A 19687-nucleotide genomic window follows, 5' to 3' on the forward strand; every position below is an offset into this window, starting at 1 on the left:
AGTAAATCCCCTCTATCGGGTTAATTTTTAGGAGCAGAAAATTCATTTTCATATGAAATTCAGTCCCGCTTTCCATTGCACACGAGCGATAGCGAACTGACGAAGTAATCTTGTTTGCCGAACCCCGGCAAACAAGGATTTTCACTGCAATCGGGGCTAGACGAGAAATTTAGTTTTTCATAATTTTTTTGCCAATTGTAGTTGTTAGCGCTGGTGAGAGCGTCACGTTCGTGAACGTTGCAATGAAGTCTTAATCTAACTCGTGATTTATTTTTTATTACTTAAATCTTCAAAGAATTTTATAGGATCAGAAATAAAACTCATGGCATTCGATGTTTGTATACCTTGCATTATATCTTTTAGTTCTGGCTTAAAAATATCCCCTTTTAAGTTAATTAATACAAGTTTATGTTTTGTGCAAATCGCTAAAATGGATTGAAGAACATCTGCAATATTGGAGGCTTTTCTTAAGTCAATTCGGAAGTGAAATTCTTTGATTTTAGTTTGATTTTTATTTAATGAAATGCTGGCATCATTGTCTTCTTCATCTTCTTTGCCTTTCCAACAGATAAAAGTTTCATTACCCCAATCAGCTTTTGGTATAATTTGATTCATTTCAGAAACAATAGAAAAGATATCACTACTAAAGTCTTTCCATAATGTTTTTGTTTTAGGTAAATATTTAGTTTTGTTGTTTTTAAAAATACATTGATAGTTGCTATCAATAGAATTTCCGGGAACTACAATTAGAAGATATTGCCAGATTGCCATTTGTTCTTTATTTAGTTGGAATCAGTAACTCTCTAACATCCACATCTAAGACCTTAGCAATTTTTCGTAGGATTTCGATACTTGGTTGAGAATTGTTGTTGCAATAATTTGTTACCACTACGTAACTTTTGTCAATTTTTTCAGCTAACCACGTTTGTGTTCTTCCTTGTTCTTTTAGGACTTCTTTGATTCTATTTATTTGAATATTAGCCATTAATAATTTTTTATAATGCTATTTGATATAGAAAACTATTATCAGTTGATAGTTTATTTTCAATGTGTTAAATTATGATATAAAAATATATTGTAAAATATTATAATTTAATATAAATTTGTATTGAAATTCAATATATGATTTATGAAAGCCTATACGAAAGCCAATCTTGAACAGATAGTTATGCTGCAATTAGAAAATCTAAACGCTATGAATGATTTATTATCTATAATGAAATTGCAGAATGAATTATTACATAATGCCAACAAGAAATTAAAAGATGAAATTTCTGAGTTTAAGGAAAAAAGTTTTAGATATCAAGCGAGTAGGAGAAATCAGAAATAACTTTTAAAATGATTGATTGAGTTTGTGGCTAAAAGTTTTTAAATTTCTTTGCGTTCACGAGCGGGACGCTCGCGTTATCGGGGGGATGTTTATTTTATTTTTTCGAAATAGTAATCTTGATCAAAATCAAAGACTAATTTGGGTTTTATATAAAAATCTCTTTGAATGCTCATTTGATAGCCACCTTTTCCAAATTCATAATCGTAATGAATATTAATCGTGGTTCCTTTTCCTGAATTATTTAAAGTATATTTTCCTTTTCCCCAACTTTGACTTTCGTAAGTGTAATTTTCTAAAAGTATTAAAGTATCGTTTTTGTTCGGACCATTTATGCCACTCTCGATCGCGCGGATTTGTAATCCGTGCCCACAAAGATTGGCTATTTCTCTTTGTAAAACATTAATTTGTGTAATTTTTATTTAGTGATTTGTTTTGTGTCTCACTGTTGCGGGCACGGATTACAAATCCGCGCTATCAGGGGTATCGTCACTCCAATTAGCTTTTGGTATAATTTGATTCATTTCAGAAACAATTGAAAAGATATCACCACTAAAGTCTTTCCAGAATGTTTTTGTTTGAGGTAAATATTTGGTTTTGTTATTTTTAAAAATACATTGATAGTTGCTATCAATAGAATTTACGGGAACTACAATTAGAAGATATTGCCAAATTGCCATTTGTATTTGTTTTAATTATTGAATTTCTTTGTGTTCACGAGCGGAATGTTCGCGCCAGCTGTTTTTTTTAGCCCTCATTTTCTTTAATGATAGGTAAACATCTAGAAATATTTTCAAATATATGTCTAAAATTTTCCCAACTTTTGTCTGAAATTTGTATTTCCTTGTTAAATATCGATTGTGCAAATTTTTCTTTAGGGAGAGCAAGATTAGCGGACTCTCTATTGTATACATTAGATTCTATGATGGTTTTTTTTCCTGCTTTATTAATATTTTGATTATCTCCGCCCAGATTTAATGATGAATCCGTAAGATGAATTTTACTGTCTTTGTGAAATTCATCACCAATAAATAATCTGTAACCTCCGATTTTTGTTTTTATTTCGTCTTCAGAAAATAAAAATTCTGTAGAAATGTTATTAGGTTCAATTTTGAAAGAAAAAATATTTTTCTCTTTTTCGTTTATAACAGTTATGCTGTTATTGTCTGAATCAAATATTCCAATTCTTATTTTAAAATTATTTACGTCAATATTTCTTGTTTTACTCAAAGATTCGAGATAAGCTCTAAGTTTTGTATCACTAAGTTCATTTATTTCAGTAGTATTGCAAATTTTTTCCTTTACATCATTTTCTGTACCATAGCGATAAAAATAATTACTCTTAATCTCTAAAAATTCTTCTTTTGAATGAAAATATTCTAAAGCTTTTAGAATATATTTCCAATCAGTTTTTCCCTCAGTAATTACTAATATATCTTTCTCTGATTCTACATGAGCTTCTAATTCTTTAATCCGTCCTGCTTGATCGTCAATCTTATCATAGAATTGTTTATTGACTTTTTTTAATTCAGAATATTCCTCTTTATTAATTTGTAGAATTCTATTTGGATAAATATTTTTCTTGTAAACTTCATAATAAGAAGTATTTTCTGGTGCAAGAGCTATTGTGGCTGGCGAATGAGTTGTTAAAATAACAATGATGCCTTTCTCGAGGTAGTATTTTTTTATAACAATAAAAAAACTTTCTATCAAAGAAGGATTTAAAACAGCATCAAACTCATCAAGTAGCAGTATTTTCTTGTCTTCGTTATCAATTCTTTTTAAAGAATTAAAACATAATGAAATAATCGTTTTTTCACCATCAGATAAATTTTTCAACTCTCTATATTCCTCTTTTATGATTTTGCCTTCATCATCGATTTGAAAAAGCAAAGGAGTTTCTGTAAGTTCGCCATGATTAATTTCGAAATTATCCTTAAATCGATATTCTAATTTTAATTTTTCAAATAATTCATTTAGTTCTGCCCAAGGAGCTTTTCCTAAAGTTAAAGGATTAAAAGCTGGGCCATCTATTTTTCCTGCATTTTGTTGACCTTTTGCAATATCACTAGCATGATTGTAAAACAACTCTCCAATAATGTCACTAAACACATCATCTTGTTTCCATATAAACTTACGATCTCTTAATTTATTTCTAAAAATATCTTCAGATATATTTATTGAATCTGGGACATATAGATCTCCAAGTACTTTTTTTAGTTGTTCCCAAGAACCTCTATAACTTTTATCCTCCCGAGCTCTATTATAATTTTTATAGTAATTGTATGCTTGGTCAATTGAACTATTAATTGTTGTAGATGAAGCTTTCACAACTTCAGCTACAATAAGATTATTTTTATGTGTGATATATTCTATATTTAAACTTGTAATATTTGCGCCATCAATTTTAATATCACTTAATATATCTTTAGGAGGTATACCTAGAAAAGAGATATTAATTTCTTTACCATATAAGATATTTAAAAATTGTGATTTTCCTGAACCATTAATTCCAGATAATATTATTAAATCTCCTTCTAATTCAGTTTCAAAACCTTCATCAAAAGATTTATATTTTTCATTTAATTTAATGTAGACTTTTTTCATTGGATAATTCGGTTAGATTTTATGCTTCTATCAAACATAACAAATTTTTCTTATAAAAGTTAATCAATATAAAAAGCCAGAAATATATGTAAACATAATTTCTGGCTCTTTTAATTTTATAAAGAATAAATATTACCCCAAGAAACTCTTCAACTCCTCATAACTAGAAATCTTAACACTAACTTTCTCCTCATTAATAACACTCTCAATCTGAGCAGGAATAGGAAGTGTAATTCCTAAAGCAGGTTCAACAACATCTAAGAATTTAATAGGATGAGCGGTTTCTAAGAAAATACCAATTGCGTTAGGGTATTTCTCCAATTCTTTTTTCAAACCTAAATAACCAACAGCACCGTGCGGTTCTGCAATGTAACCGTCTGTGTTATAAATATTTTTTAGAGCAACTAAGGTTTCTTCATCAGTATAGCTATAAGAAGAAAAGTCTTTTTCGAATGCTTTTAAGTCATTGTTGTATAATTCCTGAATTCTAATAAAGTTGCTTGGGTTTCCAACGTCCATGGCGTTAGAAATTGTTGCTTTAGAAGGTTTTGGGTCGTATTTTCCGTTTTCTAAGAATCTTGGTACGGTGTCGTTTACGTTTGTAGATGCTACAAAATGCTCAATTGGCAAACCTAATTTTTTTGCCATAATTCCGGCACAGATATTTCCGAAGTTTCCGCTTGGGCAAGAGAAAACCAATGGTTTGTTCTGGTTTTTCAAAGCTTTGTAAGCAAAGAAGAAATAAAACATTTGAGGCAGCCAGCGCGCAATATTAATAGAATTCGCCGAAGTCAGGTTTTTATGCGCTAAAGTTTCATCTAAAAACGCTTTTTTTACCATATCCTGACAATCGTCAAAAACACCGTCAACTTCCAGTGCTTTTATGTTTTGTCCTAAAGTAGTCAATTGTTTTTCCTGAATATCGCTCACTTTTCCAGACGGATATAAAATGACAACATCAACGCCGTCAACGCCTAAAAATCCGCTTGCAACCGCGCCGCCTGTATCTCCGGAAGTGGCTACTAAAACGGTGTTTTTAGAATCTTTTTTGTCTTTGTTGAAATAACCCAGACAACGAGACATAAATCGTGCTCCAACGTCTTTAAATGCCATTGTCGGTCCGTGGAATAATTCTAACGAATAGATTCCGTTTTCGACTTTCACCACCGGAAAATCAAAAACTAAGGTCTCAGCAATGATTTCTTTTAGTTTCTCTGCTGGGATTTCGTCTCCAACAAATTGTTTTATCGCTTCAAAAGCAATTTCTTCGTGGCTTAAACTTTCGATTTTATCAAAAAAAGAAGGATCAAGCGGTGTAATACTTTCCGGAAAATATAATCCTTTATCACTCGCTAATCCTTGTATCACAGCTTCCTGAAAAGAAACTTTTGGGGCATTATGGTTTAAACTGTAGTATTTCATTGTGTTGTTTTTGCTTAGAAAAAAGAGAATAGAAAATAGAATACAGACTTTTTGTGAAATCAAATTCCAATTTTTTAAATTCCAAATTCCAATATTTTATTTATAATTTTTTTAAGTTCTTTTGTCATTTCGACGGAGGAGAAATCACACTAGAAACTCGACAACAGGGCGTTGCTCTCCCTCAGTGATTTCTCCTTCGTCGAAATGACAAACCAAATGTGTCTTACTTTGTGTGGGCTTCGACTCCGCTCAGCCTGACAAACGTTTCGTGTAAGTCTTAATACTTAATTCTTCGTACTTAATACTTTTCACAATTCACATCTCACATTTTACAAAATGCGTACACCATCCGGATTAATTTTCGAAACGTGAATTTCATATGGTAAATTCATTTTCTCGTAAACGTCGCTCATGGCTTTTGCGATTTGGTTTGCTGTGTCTTTTCCTTTGCTTAAAGCGAAAATAGACGGACCGGAACCTGAAATTCCAGAGCCTAAAGCACCGTTTTCGTAAGCAGTTTGTTTGATTAAATCAAATCCCGGAATTAAAACGCTTCGTACTGGCTCAACGATTTCGTCATGAAGCGATCTTCCAATTAAATCGTAATCTTTGGTGTAAAGCCCCGCTACAAGTCCGCCTACGTTACCCCATTGCGTGATGGCGCTTTTTAGGGAAACATTTTGTTTTAAAACCGAACGTGCGTCAGAGGTTTTTAACTCGATTTGTGGATGAACCACCGTTGCGTACAATTCTTCCGGGCTGTCAATTCTGATAATATCTAAAGGCGAATAACTTCTTACCAAAGTAAAAGCGCCTAAAAGGGCAGGAGCAACGTTATCAGCATGAGCATTTCCGCTGGCTAATTTTTCGCCCTGCATCGCAAACTGAACCAAATCTTTACGGGAATAAGGTCTTCCCAATAATTCATTGATTCCGAAAACCGCTCCGGCAGAACTTGCAGCGCTGCTTCCGATTCCGCTTCCGGCTTTGATATTTTTATAAATTTCGATTTCAAATCCAAAATCCAGTTCGTCCAAAGTTGCCAACATAGCCAAAGCCGCCACACCCGAAACGTTTTTCTCGGTTTCAAGAGGCAAATCGGCCCCCACAATTTTAGTGATTCGAACACCTTTTTGATCGACTTTTCGAACAATCATTTCATCGCCCGCATTGTCTAAGCAAAGTCCCAATACGTCAAATCCGCATGAGAGGTTGGCGATAGTTGCCGGGCAAAATAGTTTTATTTCTTTCATTTCTGGTTGTTTCAGGTTTCAGGTTTCAGGTTTCAAGTTTAACCGCAAGGTTCGCAAAGTTTAGCAACTTGAAACATGAAACTTGAAACAAAAAAATTATATATTTCCTATACGAATTACATCCGCAAAAATTCCTGAAGCAGTTACGGCAGCACCGGCACCAGCTCCTTTGATCAATAACGGCTGGTCTACGTAACGATCTGTGTAGAAAAGCACGATATTGTCTTTTCCTTCCAAATTATAGAAAGGGTGGTCTTTTGCAATGAACTGAAGGCCTACGTTTGCTTTTCCGTTTTCAAATTGCGCTACAAATTTTAGGCGGGATTCTTTTTCGTTGGCTTCTTTCAAAATATTCTCAAAATGCGAAGCATGTGTAATCAATGATTTGAAAAAATCTTCGTTGTTTGTGGTTTTCATGCACTCGTCCGGTAAGAAAGACAGATTCTCGATGTCTTCGATTTCCATTTGATAACCGCTTTCGCGAATTAAAATCAGGATTTTACGAGCCACGTCGATTCCGCTTAAGTCGATTTTCGGATCCGGTTCTGTGAATCCCTGAACTCCGGCTTCTTTTACTACATCGTGGAAAGAATTATTTTCATCAAAATTGTTAAAAATAAAGTTCAGACTTCCGGATAAAACCGCCTGAATTTTATGCACTTTATCTCCGGATGCAATTAGATTTTTTACGGTATCGATAATTGGTAATCCCGCACCAACATTCGTTTCAAATAAAAACGGAGCGTTGTATTGACGAGATAAGCTTTTTAGTTTTTTATAATTGTCGTACGCAGATGAACAGGCAATTTTGTTGCAGGTTACAACTGCAATACTTTCTTTTAAAAATTTTTCATACATTTCAGAAACGCTTGCATTTGCTGTGATATCTACGAAAATGCTGTTTCTTAAATTCAGTTCTTTGGCACGGGCGATGAATTCTGTTGGAATAGCCGCTTCTCCTTTATCTAAAGTAGACTGCCAGTCTTTAAGAGAAATTCCGTCTTCGTCAAAAATCATTTTTCTTGAGTTAGACAAAGCAATCACACGAACATTGATTTTTAAAACATCTTTTAAGAATTTTTTCTGACTGTGAATCTGTTCGATAAATTTCTCACCCACATTTCCAACACCCATTACAAATAAATTCAGCTGTTTGGTGTTTTCTTCGAAGAAGTTTTCGTGTAAGGTATTCAGTGCTTTTTTAACATCTCTTTCGTTGATTACCGCTGAGATATTTCTTTCTGAAGCACCTTGGGCAATCGCACGGATGTTTACGTTGTTTTTTCCTAAAGTACTGAACATTCTTCCGCTCAGACCCTGGTGGTTTTTCATGTTTTCACCTACCAAAGCAATAATGCAAAGGTCTTTTTCAACAATGCAAGGATCGATTTTATTTTGTAAAATTTCAACTTCAAATGCTTTGTTGATGGCTTCTTCGGCATTTTCAGCATCCGAATTCAGAATTCCGATACAGATAGAATGTTCAGAAGAGGCCTGAGTGATAAAAATAACATTGATTTTTTCGTGTGACAATACTTCAAACAAACGTTTTGAAGAACCTGAAACGCCAATCATTCCAGGACCTTCCAATGTCAATAACGAAATGTTGTCAATATGGCTAATTCCTCTTACAGCTGCACCATTTGAAGGCGCCTGATTTGTGATTAGAGTTCCTTCTGCTTCCGGTTCAAAAGTGTTTTTGATTAAAATCGGAATATTTTTTCTTAAAACTGGCTGAATTGTTGGCGGATACAACACTTTCGCACCAAAATGAGACAATTCCATTGCTTCCTGATACGAAATGTTTGCAATTGGCTGTGCCTGTTTTACAATTTTTGGGTTGGCAGTAAACATTCCGTTTACATCTGTCCAGATTTCAAGCTGTTCAGCATTCATTGCTCCGGCAATGATAGCCGCAGTATAGTCAGAACCTCCACGTCCTAACGTTGATGTGATTCCGTCAAGGGTCTGGGCAATAAAGCCGGGTAAAATATTAATTTTTGACTGATTTTCTGCGAAATATTCCTGAATCAGGACATTTGAAATTTCAAAATTTACAACCGCTTTACTAAAATCATTATTGGTTTTGATTAAGTCGCGGCTGTCTTTATAAACAGCATCTTTGCTAATTTGCTGATAAGCCTGAGCAATAATATAAGAGGAAAGCAGTTCACCGAAACTCAAAATAGTATCGGCAGTTCTTGGAGATAATTCGCCCAAAAGGAAACAGCCGTCCAGTAAAGTTTCTAAATGATTGATGATTCTTTTTACGTGGCTTAACAAACTGCTTTGTTCGCTAACAGGAATCAGTTCTTTTAATGTATCTAAGTGTTTTTTCTCGATTTCTGCAACTATGTCTCTAAAGCTTTCATCATTTTCGGCTGCTTTTGCTGCTGCCAGATGAAGCAAATCAGTTACTTTGCTTAATGCTGAAACGACTACAACTAATTTGTCATTTTTTGCTTTTTGACTAACAATTTCGAGAACGAGTTTTATATTTTGTGCATTGGCTACAGAAGTTCCGCCAAATTTTAATACTTTCATTTTTGATGTTTTTTCTTTTATGCAAATATTTTTATGTATCCAAAGACTTTCTTCTTTCATGAAAAAAGTATAGATAACCAGGATTATATGTAAAAATGTATACCCCTAAGGGGTAGTAATTGTTGTAGTAGTAATTGTGGTAACAGCTAAAGCAACTCTTGTCTGAGTTGTTATTGAAGATTGATATTTTAAGCTGTTATTTTTCATTTTTGATTTTTCAAAAGTACAGTTTTTTGTAAAAGTTAAAAAGATAAATTTTCTTTTTGCGAATATTTTAATAATTCAAATGATAAAAAATCAATATTGAGTATTTGTTAAAATTAAATATATTAAGTTGAGGTTTTGATATATTTTGAGTGTTTTTTGATAAAGATTTACCGAATTACAGACTTGCTTTTCAAAGAGTAAAATAGATTAAAATCAATACTGTGCCACTGTATTTAGCATTATGAAATGAATAATTGTTTAGAATCACTTTTATAGAAAATACAATTATTGTGATAAAATGTTGTTTTTTAATGCTGATTTGTTGAATTTTGGCGTTTTAAATTTGAAAGCATCATGAGAGAAATCCATTATATTAGTACTGAAACATTAACTTTAGAAACGTTACAGGAGATTTTAGGAAACGATAAAGCATTAGAATTATCAGAAGAGGCTAAAGTAAATGTTCAGAAATGCCGTGACTATCTTGATAAAAAAATGGCTTCTCATCCGGAACCTATATATGGAATCAATACAGGTTTTGGGGCACTTTACAGTGTGAAAATCTCAAATGAAAATTTATCCCAGCTTCAGGAAAACCTTGTAAAATCACATGCTTGCGGAACAGGAGAAGAAGTTCCGGCTGAAATTGTAAAAATGATGCTTTTACTAAAAATTCAGTCTTTGAGTTACGGATATTCAGGAATTCAGCTGCATACATTAAACCGTTTGATTGATTTTTATAATAATGATGTTTTACCTATTGTATACACTCAGGGTTCGCTTGGCGCTTCAGGAGATTTAGCACCATTGGCACATTTATCATTACCTTTATTAGGAGAAGGAGAAGTGTTTTTTGAAGGTAAAAGAAGGACTTCTGCTGAAGTTTTAAAACGTTTTAACTGGGAGCCGATTGTTTTGCAGTCCAAAGAAGGTTTAGCGTTATTGAACGGAACACAGTTTATGAGTGCTTACGGGGCCCATATTTTGATAAAAGCTTATAAATATTCGTATCTAGCTGATTTAATCGGGACCATTTCACTCGAAGCTTTTGATGGAAGAGTAGAACCTTTTAATGAATTGATTCATTTTATTCGTCCTCACAAAGGTCAGATTGTAACGGCACAGCGAATCAATGAATTTTTGGAAGGAAGTGAAATTATTGTACAGCAGAAAAAACATGTTCAGGATCCATATTCTTTCCGTTGTATGCCTCAGGTTCATGGCGCTTCAAAAGATGCAATTGATTATGTTCGAAAGGTATTTAAAACAGAGATTAATTCGGTTACGGATAATCCAAATATATTTATAGAATCCGATCAGATTATTTCAGGTGGAAATTTCCACGGACAACCATTAGCTTTAGCGTTGGATTTTATGGCAATTGCTTTGGCAGAATTAGGAAGTATTTCTGAAAGAAGAACTTATCAGCTGATTTCGGGATTACGAAATCTTCCAGCATTTCTGGTTGACAATCCGGGACTGAATTCAGGATTTATGATTCCGCAATACACAGCTGCAAGCATCGCAAGTCAGAACAAACAGTTAGCAACACCTTCAAGTGTTGATAGTATTGTTTCGAGCAACGGACAGGAAGATCATGTGAGCATGGGAGCAAATGGGGCAACAAAAGCTTTAAAGGTCATGGAAAACCTGGAGCGTATTCTGGCTATTGAATTACTGAATGCTTCACAGGCAATTGCGTACAGAGCACCTTTAAAATCAAGTGATTTTATCGAAATGTTTTTGAATAGTTATAGGGAAGCTGTGCCTTTGGTAAAGGAAGACAGGATTTTACATTATGATATTGAACAGTCTGTTTTGTTCTTAAATAGTTTTCAAATTGAAAATGATTTGTTAACAATGGCTTAACATTACAAAATAATATTGAAGTAATTTTGCACTATCAAAAATATAAAAATGTCAATAAACAGTATTTTCCAATTTTTAGTGCCGAAAGACAAGAAATTCTTTCCACTTTTTGAAGAAGCTTCAAGCAATTTAATTGAATTAGCTTCTAACTTACACGAAGCTGTAAATTTACCATTAAAAGAAAGAGAAATCCTTTTTCAAAAAATTGACGAATTAGAACAAAAAGGCGAAGATATTACTCGTCAGACCAACCTGGAGTTAAGCAGAAACTTCATTACTCCATTTGACAGAGAAGATATTCATACGTTAATTACTTCAATTGACAACGTTGCAGATTACCTTCATGGAGCATCAAGCCGTATGAGATTATATCAGGTAGATAAAATTACCAAATCTATCAGAAAAATGACGGAAATCAACCTAGAAGCATGTCAGAATATTGACAGTGCTGTAAAAGAGTTGAGAAATTTAAAGAATTTCAAAGTTATTAAGGATGCCTGTTCCAGAATTAATAAATTGGAAAACAAATCTGATAACGTATATAACAAAGCAGTTTTTGAAATTTTTGAAAACGAAACAGATGCTAAAAACATTATTAAGTATAAAGAAGTGTTATCTGTTTTAGAATCAGCAACAGACAAATGTAAGAGTGTTGCGAACATACTGGAATCTATTTCTGTAAAACATTCTTAATTCAATTTTTCATTCTGAAGTTATAATTTTATGACGCTACTTATAATTATTATAGTATTAGCTTTAATTTTTGATTACATCAACGGTTTTCATGATGCGGCAAATGCTATAGCGACTGTTGTTGCAACAAAGGTTTTGACACCTTTTCAGGCTGTAGTCTGGGCAGCATTTTTTAACTTTCTGGCTTATTGGGTTTTCGGATTTGGAGTTGCAGATACTGTTGCCAAAACGGCACATACAATGGAGATTAATCTTGTAGTGATTTTAGCCGGTGTTATTGCAGCAATATGTTGGAACTTATTAACCTGGTGGTTAGGAATTCCTTCCAGTTCATCACATACTTTAATTGGTGGTTTTGCAGGAGCGGCTATTGCTCATGCCATTGCAGTTCACGGTTTTTCGGGTTATGTTGGAGAAGATGGGACGACACACTACTGGTACGAAATCGTAAGCTGGTACAAAGCAGGAAAAGATGGAGGAATGCCTTCGGGAGTTATTATCATCATTGCTTTTATTGTATTAGCGCCATTGTTGGGAGCATTAGCCTCTTATTTAATATCAATTTGGTTATTGAATGCTTCACGAAAAAGTATCTGGCCTAAAATATTTACCGTAGGTTTAATGATTGCTACAATCTGGTTTGTAAAAGTTCAAATGGTACCATTTGCAGAAATTGAAAAACCAAGATTTGAATCACATTTTTGGAGTGTAGCTTTTGATCCACATAATATTAAATGGTTTTTAGTCGCTTTTATTATTCTTACTGTTAGTGCTTTTTGTTTGCTGTTCAGTAGTTTGAATTTACATCAGGCTGATGCGGCTTTGAAAAAAATGCAATTATTGTCTTCAGCTGCATTCAGTTTAGGTCACGGAGGAAACGATTCGCAAAAAGTAATGGGTATTATTGCAGCTGCTGTTGCCGTTTATATCAATACAAATCCGGGAGTTCACATGGACTCATGGTTAGATGTTGTTTTGCCAAATGATGACAAAGGAATAAAAGGAGTAATGCCGGGCTGGATTCCATTAGCTTGTTATTCTGCAATTGCTGCTGGAACTTTGAGTGGTGGATGGAAAATTGTAAAAACAATGGGTTCTAAAATTACTAAAGTAAGTTCTTTTGAAGGGGTTGCTGCTGAAACTGCAGGTGCTTTGACACTTTACTTTACAGAACATTTAAAGATCCCGGTAAGTACAACGCATACCATTACAGGATCGATCATCGGGGTTGGATTAACGAAACGTGTATCTGCTGTAAGATGGGGAGTTACTGTCAGTTTGATTTGGGCATGGGTATTAACGATTCCTATTTCGGCTATTTTAGCAGGATTGGTTTACTTTGTACTGAGTGTTTTTATCTAAATGAGTAAAATGATTTTTGTGAAATGTGAGATGTAAATTACATTTGATAATATAAAAAAAGCTGGTTTCAATATTAAGAAACCAGCTTTTTGTTTTAATGCGAATGCTGAATTATTTCTTCCAGTTTAGCTGTAATGCATAACAGGTTTTCTCTCCTTTGGTGATGCTAAAAGTAGTAGCTGAGTTATCTTCAATATCGCTTTCATGAATGATTACAGTGTCTTTTAATGAAAGTTCCTTCATAAAATTCATTTCAAAGCTTTTTACTTCTTGTTTCAGGATTTTCTTCGGGTTGACGTGGTCAAGGCACCATTCGAGATATTTTACGTTATTAACATGGTTTACAATATCCAGATCTGATAAATAAACTGTTTTCTCGAATACAGCTTCTTTTTCGTGATTGATATTGATTTTTGAAAAACCTTCTTCTGTAGCTCTTTTATCCGGAAATAATTCAAAATGTTCATAAGGCAATGCCAAAGCTTCGGGACGGCGTAATTGTGTGTTGAAAACCGCCCAATAGGTTTCGCAGCCCACTATTTTTTTTCCGTTGACATGCATTTCCAGCGCACGTACAGAGCGTGAGTTTTCAAGGCTGTTAATCCAGGTGGTTACCGTCACTGCATCTCCCCATTTTGGTAAAGCGATAATTTCGACTCTCATTCTGCTTAAGACCCATGCCTGATGAAACTCCTGCATATCATAAAAACTGATACCGCCAATTTCTGAATGTGCCGCTGCAGTCAATTGTAAAATATTACACAAATCGGTATATTTTAAAGAACCGTTTGGGGTACATTGTGTGAAATTGATTTCCCAGTCTTTGCTTAGAATCGATGTGAAGTTTGGAGATATTGGCATTTTAATTTTAGACTTCTTAGATTGTTAGAATTTTAGATTTTTTCGAAATAGAGTAAAGAAAAAAGATTTTATTTTACAATTTCGTCAATATAATTTATAATTTCTTTCCTGTCTCTAGCATAATCAAACCATTTGGTCTGTTCATTTCGTTTGAACCACGTTAATTGCCTTTTTGAAAATCGTCTGGTATTTTTTTTGATTTCCTCAATGGCAAATGGCAGCGTGAATTCTCCGTCAAAATAACTGAATAATTCTCTATAACCGACTGTTTGGAGCGCATTTAACGCTTTATTAGGATATAGTGCTTTTGCTTCTTCAAGTAAACCTTCGTTCATCATAATATCAACACGCTGGTTGATACGGTTATAAATTACTTCTCTGTCGGCTTCTAAACCAATTAAGATGGGAGTGAAGTTTCGATTATTTTTCTTTTGATTCAAAAAAGATGAGTATGGTTTTTGAGTCCCGATGCAAACCTCAACAAAACGCATCATTCTTTGTGGGTTTTGTAAGGTCTGTGGATTTTCTAAAGTGATTTTCTGAAAGTAATCAGGATCTAAAGTTTTTAATTGTTCCTGAAGATACTCAATTCCGAGTTTTTCGTAATTTGAACTAACTTCTGAACGTACTTCAGGATTGATTTCAGGAAATTCATCAAAACCTTTTAGAACAGCATCTACATACAATCCGGAGCCTCCAATTAAAATGGCGAAATCATTTTTTTGAAACAATTTTTCGAGTTTTAAAAGAGCTTCCTTTTCGTAATCGCCAACAGTATAGTTTTCGAAAATTGATTTATTTTGAATGAAATGATGCGTTGCTGACTGTAGTTCTTCCTGATTTGGAACAGCTGTACCGATAGTCATTTCTTTAAAAAACTGACGGCTGTCGCAGGATATTATTTCACAATTAAAATGTTTTGCCAATGTAATACTTAAGGCTGTTTTGCCTATGGCTGTTGGTCCGACAATGGTAATTAGGTATTTCATATGTTTTTTAGCCCGGATGGAAATGGAAACCCCGGACTTATATTTGTTAGTTTTTGTGGCGTAAAAGAAGCGACTTTAGAAGCTGCTTTTATGACTCTAAAAAACAACAAAGATAAGGAGGAGTTGCAATGTACAGCCGGAATAGCTTCATAAATTAATGATGTAATTCGGATCCGCATTCATGACAGTATTTTGCATTGTCAAAATGAAGTTGTGAACCACATACCTGACAGGAGGTTTTTGTACTGACAGTGTTGTTTTTGAGACTTTTTTTAGCAAATTCGGCTGTTACGATTCCGGTTGGAACAGCTATGATTCCGTAACCCAAAATCATGACCAGTGCCGCTATGAACTGACCTAAAGGGGTTTCTGGTGAAATATCTCCGTAGCCAACGGTTGTTAAGGTTACAATTGTCCAGTAAATCGCCATTGGAATGCTTGTAAATCCTGATGCTTCGCCTTCGACCAGATACATTATAGTTCCGATAATGATCGTGCTGATTAAAACAAAATAGATGAAAACCAGGATTTTCTCTTTACTGGCGTCAATTGCTTCTTTTAATTGTAATGACTGATGTGAAATTTGAGGAAGATGCAGAATTTTGAATAATCGAAGGAAACGCAGGGCTCTTACGATGGATAAAATACTTGCTCCGGGGAAGAATATCGACAAATACATGGGTAAAACAGCCAGTAAATCGATAATTCCATAGAAGCTGAAAATGTATTTTATCGGTTTTTGAATAGAAATAATCCGTAAAAGATATTCAATGGTGAAAAATAGAGTAATTACCATTCACATATCCATAACTGATAGTGATATTTTGAACTAATACCCTGAACGGTGTCGAGCATTATTAATAGAACGCTCAATAAAATCAAACCTAAAAGGACCAAATCGAACATTCGCCCTAAAATGGTATTGGTACCATAAAGAACAATTTTGACTTTTTCTCTGAAAATCTCGTATTGTGATTTTTTGTTTTTCATTTCCTTAAAGATAATGAAAGTTTTGTTCTGCTAAAAATGAAGTATTTTTAACGATTTACTTTTACGGATGTGGTTCTGAATGATGTTTTTTACATCGCGGTTGTGCTGCATCGGAATCAGGATTTTTTTCAGAATCTCAATATTTGTAATCTGATAGTTTAAATCATAATAGGCGTAGCCTTTGTAGATGCCGTTTTCGATTAAAATAGCGCTTCTTTCATTTACGTTTCGGCCTCTGTCGAGCAAAATTATGCTTTTGTTTTCGAAGCTGTTTTCAGAAATAAACTGCTGAACCCTTAAATTGTAAATTTCAGGTGTTACTTCGCCAATACAGGCACCATCACATTCCTTGATTTTGTATTGAAAACATTCTTTTTTCGTCTGATATAAACCGGTCAGTTTTTGGCACAAATGATATTTTGCCGTAAACCTGAAAAGCGCATTTTTTCCTTCCTGTAAAGTAGCAAACGAAGTGATTTCTTTTTTGCGTCCGTCTGCTTTTTCGAGTTTTAGATTTATATAACCGTTGGAATCTTTCTCTGCATATAAGGCATATTGAAAAATCGTTTTACGCTGAGAGCGGTTATATCTTGGGCGGTTTATTTTAATTTCTTCGCTTTCTTTTAATAGCGCAATTAATTCACTTCCGGTTTCTTCATACGTTATGGTAAAAACCTCTGTCTGAATCTTTTTGCTTTTAGTGGTGATTCCGGTAAAATGCTGATTTACCCTTTTTCTGATATTTTGACTTTTGCCGATGTAAATTAAAGTTCCTCCTTCGTTATGAATGTAATAAACTCCGGTTTTAGAAGGCATCTGGTTTACTAAATCCTGAAGTTTTGGCGAAATCCCTTTTTCGATTTCGAATTTTACAAAATCTTTGACGATGGTTTTTTCCAGGTCTTTTTCCAGTAATATTTTGAACAGTTTGGTTGTGGCGATAGCATCTCCGCTTGCACGATGTCTGTCGGCTATTGGTATTCCGAGAGAACGGACTAATTTTCCTAAACTATAAGATGGCTGTTCCGGAATTAATTTTTTGGCAAGTTCAACGGTACAAAGTGTTTTTGATTCGAAATTATAGCCTAAACGTCTGAATTCGGTACGCAGGATTCGATAATCAAAAGAGGCGTTGTGCGCTACAATAATACAATCAGAAGTAATTTCGATGATTCGTTTGGCTACTTCATAGAATTTTGGAGCAGAACCCAGCATAGCATTGTTGATTCCGGTTAATTTAGCCACAAAAGGCTGAATCGGAATCTCAGGATTGACAAGACTTATGAATTGGTCAACGACTTCATGTCCATCAAATTTATAGATGGCGATTTCGGTAATTCCTTCTTCGTTGAATTGCCCTCCGGTGGTTTCTATGTCTAGTATTGCGTACATTTTCAAATGTCAATATCAATTTCAAAAATCAATGTCAATATCAATTTCAAATTTTGAAAATTGTCATTGTGATTGCTATTGTCATTGATTTACTTTTTATTTATTATCATTTTTGATGAAATTGCAATAAGTTGTTCTACTTCTGAAAGAAGCTTACTCCTTTTGTCATTATCACCTTCTTTTATATAATCTAATATTTTTAAAGAATTTCTGGATTCCTTTAATTCTTTTACAACTAATGAAACTTTAAAAATAAAGTCTTTATCAGTTACTGTACCCTGAGCTTCTCCAAAATTTAAAGAAGCACTTCCGGATGATCTGATTAACTGATTTTTATAATATTCATTTTCGAATAACTTTTCTAATTGTCTCGTAAAGAAAATACATTCTCCTGCAAAACGAACCAATCGATCTTCAAAATTGAATATTTTTTCCATTTAAAATTTAAAATTGAAATTGCAATTAATTTTTGTCATTGCAATTGACCTTTGATATTGTCATTGATTTTTGACATTGCCATTGATATTCAAAAATTATCTTCCTCCAAAAATGCTGCTCCCAATCCTGACCATTGTGCTTCCACATTCAATAGCAAGTTGATAATCGCCTGACATTCCCATTGAAATAGTCGAAAAATGTGCTGCTGTAGAAATACATTGTTGTGTATCCCTGCATTGTGCATCTTTGTTTTGAAGCGAATCAAAAATCGATTTTAAATGCAGAAATTCTTTTTTGATCTGATCATGGTTTTCTGTAAAAGTTGCCATTCCCATCAATCCTAAGATACGAATGTTTTTCATCTCTTTAAATTCGGAAGACGATAATAACTGAGTCAGTTCTTTTTCATCAAGACCAAATTTTGTTTCTTCTTCGGCAATATATATCTGAAGCAGGCAATCAATAACACGATTGTTTTTTAACGCTTGTTTGTTGATTTCCTGTAATAATTTTAAACTGTCAACACCATGAATCAAACTTACAAACGGTGCCATAAATTTCACTTTATTTGACTGAACATGACCAATCATATGCCATTGAATATCTTTTGGCATTTGCTCATATTTATCGGCCATTTCCTGAATTTTGTTTTCGCCAAAAATACGCTGACCGGCTTCATAAGCCTGAATCAGATCTGAAACAGGTTTTGTTTTTGAAACGGCAACCAGAGTTACATGTTCAGGTAAAGTTGCTTTGATTGTATTTAGGTTTGATGCTATTGACATTGTTAACTTTTTTATGCGGAAAGAAATTGTTTAGAAATTTTCTCAGCCTTTTTACTTTCGCTGTAATCGTAAAAACCTTCTCCGGATTTTACACCTAATTTCCCGGCTCTAACCATATTGACTAATAATGGGCAAGGAGCGTATTTCGGATTTTTAAATCCGTCGTACATTACATTCAAAATGGCAAGACAAACGTCAAGGCCAATAAAATCAGCTAATTGAAGCGGTCCCATTGGATGCCCCATTCCTAATTTCATTACCGTATCAATTTCATAAACTCCGGCTACTCTGTTGTATAACGTTTCAATTGCCTCGTTTAGCATAGGCATTAAAATTCGGTTTGCTACAAAACCAGGGTAATCGTTTACTTCAACCGGAACTTTACCTAACTTTTCAGATAAATTCATGATTATTTTGGTGACTTCATCGCTGGTATTGTATCCTCGAATGATTTCAACCAGTTTCATAATCGGAACCGGATTCATAAAATGCATTCCGATAACACGCTCAGGATGTGCAACAACAGATCCAATTTGTGTGATTGAAATCGAAGAAGTGTTGGTTGCTAAAATTGTATTATGTGAACAGTATTCATTTAATTGTTTGAAAATATTCAGTTTCAATTCTACATTTTCAGTTGCTGCTTCGACTACTAAATCAACGCCGACAACACCATCTTTAATATCTGTATAGGTAATAATATTGGTAATCGTTCTGGCAACTTCTTCCTGAGTGATTGTTCCTTTAGACAGCATTCGATCCAGATTTGCAGCAATAGTCGCCATTCCTTTATCCAATGATTTTTCAGAAACATCAATGAGTTTTACAATAAAACCGCTTTGCGCAAAAGTATGTGCAATTCCGTTACCCATTGTTCCGGCACCAATTACAGCTATAGTTTTCATTTATCTGGTATTTGAATTTTAAAATTTAAGGTTTAAAGAAGCT

The 19687-nt window shown here is 33.9% G+C and carries 18 protein-coding genes and 1 pseudogene; 5 read left to right on the forward strand and 14 right to left on the reverse strand.

The features are described 5' to 3' along the window. Nucleotides 1-267 precede the first annotated feature (267 nt). Together GWR14_RS20310 and GWR14_RS20315 are read right to left on the reverse strand one after the other, a co-directional pair. Nucleotides 268-771 carry a hypothetical protein gene (locus GWR14_RS20310; protein WP_163410975.1) on the reverse strand — a complete coding sequence of 168 codons (504 nt, stop codon included), beginning with the start codon at nt 769-771 and terminating at the stop codon, nt 268-270. A gap of 7 nt (nt 772-778) precedes the next feature. After that, on the reverse strand, nt 779-985 hold the full coding sequence (locus GWR14_RS20315) for a helix-turn-helix transcriptional regulator (RefSeq protein WP_163410976.1): 207 nt from the start codon (nt 983-985) through the stop codon (nt 779-781). Nucleotides 986-1129: 144 nt separating this feature from the next. On the opposite strand from GWR14_RS20315, the gene GWR14_RS20320 reads away from it, so the two are divergent. After that, nucleotides 1130-1330 (forward strand): hypothetical protein, encoded by a 201-nt coding sequence (locus tag GWR14_RS20320; protein WP_163410977.1) that lies wholly within the window; start codon nt 1130-1132, stop codon nt 1328-1330. 458 nt (nt 1331-1788) lie between these two features. Here the strand turns inward: GWR14_RS20320 and GWR14_RS20325 are convergent, their stop codons facing one another. From GWR14_RS20325 to thrA, 5 genes are all read right to left on the reverse strand, one after another. Then, nucleotides 1789-2007 carry a hypothetical protein gene (locus GWR14_RS20325; RefSeq protein WP_163410978.1) on the reverse strand — a complete coding sequence of 73 codons (219 nt, stop codon included), beginning with the start codon at nt 2005-2007 and terminating at the stop codon, nt 1789-1791. 67 nt (nt 2008-2074) lie between these two features. Next, on the reverse strand, nt 2075-3934 hold the full coding sequence (locus tag GWR14_RS20330) for an AAA family ATPase (protein WP_163410979.1): 1860 nt from the start codon (nt 3932-3934) through the stop codon (nt 2075-2077). A gap of 132 nt (nt 3935-4066) precedes the next feature. Then, entirely contained in the window at nt 4067-5356 is a 1290-nt protein-coding gene (gene thrC / locus GWR14_RS20335; protein WP_163410980.1) for a threonine synthase, read from the reverse strand. Nucleotides 5357-5685: 329 nt separating this feature from the next. Next, nucleotides 5686-6609 (reverse strand): homoserine kinase, encoded by a 924-nt coding sequence (locus GWR14_RS20340; protein ID WP_163410981.1) that lies wholly within the window; start codon nt 6607-6609, stop codon nt 5686-5688. A 96-nt stretch (nt 6610-6705) separates the two neighbouring features. After that, nucleotides 6706-9153 (reverse strand): bifunctional aspartate kinase/homoserine dehydrogenase I, encoded by a 2448-nt coding sequence (gene thrA / locus GWR14_RS20345; protein WP_163410982.1) that lies wholly within the window; start codon nt 9151-9153, stop codon nt 6706-6708. A gap of 561 nt (nt 9154-9714) precedes the next feature. Here thrA and hutH point away from each other — a divergent pair. From hutH to GWR14_RS20360, 3 genes are read left to right on the forward strand one after another with little or no spacing between them, the layout of a single operon-like run. After that, complete coding sequence (gene hutH, locus GWR14_RS20350; protein ID WP_163410983.1) at nt 9715-11229, forward strand: histidine ammonia-lyase; 1515 nt, start codon at nt 9715-9717, stop codon at nt 11227-11229. 48 nt (nt 11230-11277) lie between these two features. Further along, entirely contained in the window at nt 11278-11922 is a 645-nt protein-coding gene (locus tag GWR14_RS20355; protein WP_068843093.1) for a DUF47 domain-containing protein, read from the forward strand. A 30-nt stretch (nt 11923-11952) separates the two neighbouring features. Beyond that, the gene (locus GWR14_RS20360) at nt 11953-13284 is read left to right on the forward strand and encodes an inorganic phosphate transporter (RefSeq protein WP_163410984.1); all 1332 of its coding nucleotides are present in this window, start codon (nt 11953-11955) and stop codon (nt 13282-13284) included. A 111-nt stretch (nt 13285-13395) separates the two neighbouring features. Here GWR14_RS20360 and GWR14_RS20365 read toward each other — a convergent pair whose 3' ends face one another. Together GWR14_RS20365 and miaA are read right to left on the reverse strand one after the other, a co-directional pair. After that, complete coding sequence (locus tag GWR14_RS20365; protein ID WP_163410985.1) at nt 13396-14145, reverse strand: acyl-[acyl-carrier-protein] thioesterase; 750 nt, start codon at nt 14143-14145, stop codon at nt 13396-13398. A gap of 68 nt (nt 14146-14213) precedes the next feature. Continuing rightward, nucleotides 14214-15134 carry a tRNA (adenosine(37)-N6)-dimethylallyltransferase MiaA gene (gene miaA, locus GWR14_RS20370; RefSeq protein WP_163410986.1) on the reverse strand — a complete coding sequence of 307 codons (921 nt, stop codon included), beginning with the start codon at nt 15132-15134 and terminating at the stop codon, nt 14214-14216. Here miaA and GWR14_RS20375 point away from each other — a divergent pair, their 5' ends adjacent. Then, a complete protein-coding gene (locus tag GWR14_RS20375; protein ID WP_163410987.1) occupies nt 15135-15287 on the forward strand; it encodes a hypothetical protein in 153 nt (50 codons plus the stop codon). Nucleotide 15288: 1 nt separating this feature from the next. Here GWR14_RS20375 and GWR14_RS20380 read toward each other — a convergent pair. From GWR14_RS20380 to GWR14_RS20400, 5 genes and pseudogenes are all read right to left on the reverse strand, one after another. Beyond that, nucleotides 15289-16124, reverse strand: a pseudogene (locus tag GWR14_RS20380) (ion transporter). Between the two features lie 30 nt (nt 16125-16154). Continuing rightward, nucleotides 16155-17516, reverse strand: a complete 1362-nt coding sequence (locus tag GWR14_RS20385) for an exonuclease domain-containing protein (protein WP_163410988.1) — start codon at nt 17514-17516, stop codon at nt 16155-16157. A gap of 89 nt (nt 17517-17605) precedes the next feature. Next, complete coding sequence (locus tag GWR14_RS20390; RefSeq protein WP_163410989.1) at nt 17606-17953, reverse strand: four helix bundle protein; 348 nt, start codon at nt 17951-17953, stop codon at nt 17606-17608. 96 nt (nt 17954-18049) lie between these two features. Beyond that, nucleotides 18050-18739: a YggS family pyridoxal phosphate-dependent enzyme gene (locus GWR14_RS20395; RefSeq protein ID WP_163410990.1), complete on the reverse strand. Its 690-nt coding sequence runs from the start codon at nt 18737-18739 to the stop codon at nt 18050-18052. An 11-nt stretch (nt 18740-18750) separates the two neighbouring features. Next, nucleotides 18751-19644, reverse strand: coding sequence for a 3-hydroxyacyl-CoA dehydrogenase family protein (locus GWR14_RS20400; protein WP_163410991.1), 894 nt, complete (start codon nt 19642-19644; stop codon nt 18751-18753). Nucleotides 19645-19687: the final 43 nt, after the last annotated feature.

Source organism: Flavobacterium ajazii (assembly GCF_010614725.1).
Classification (GTDB): Bacteria; Bacteroidota; Bacteroidia; order Flavobacteriales; family Flavobacteriaceae; genus Flavobacterium; species Flavobacterium ajazii.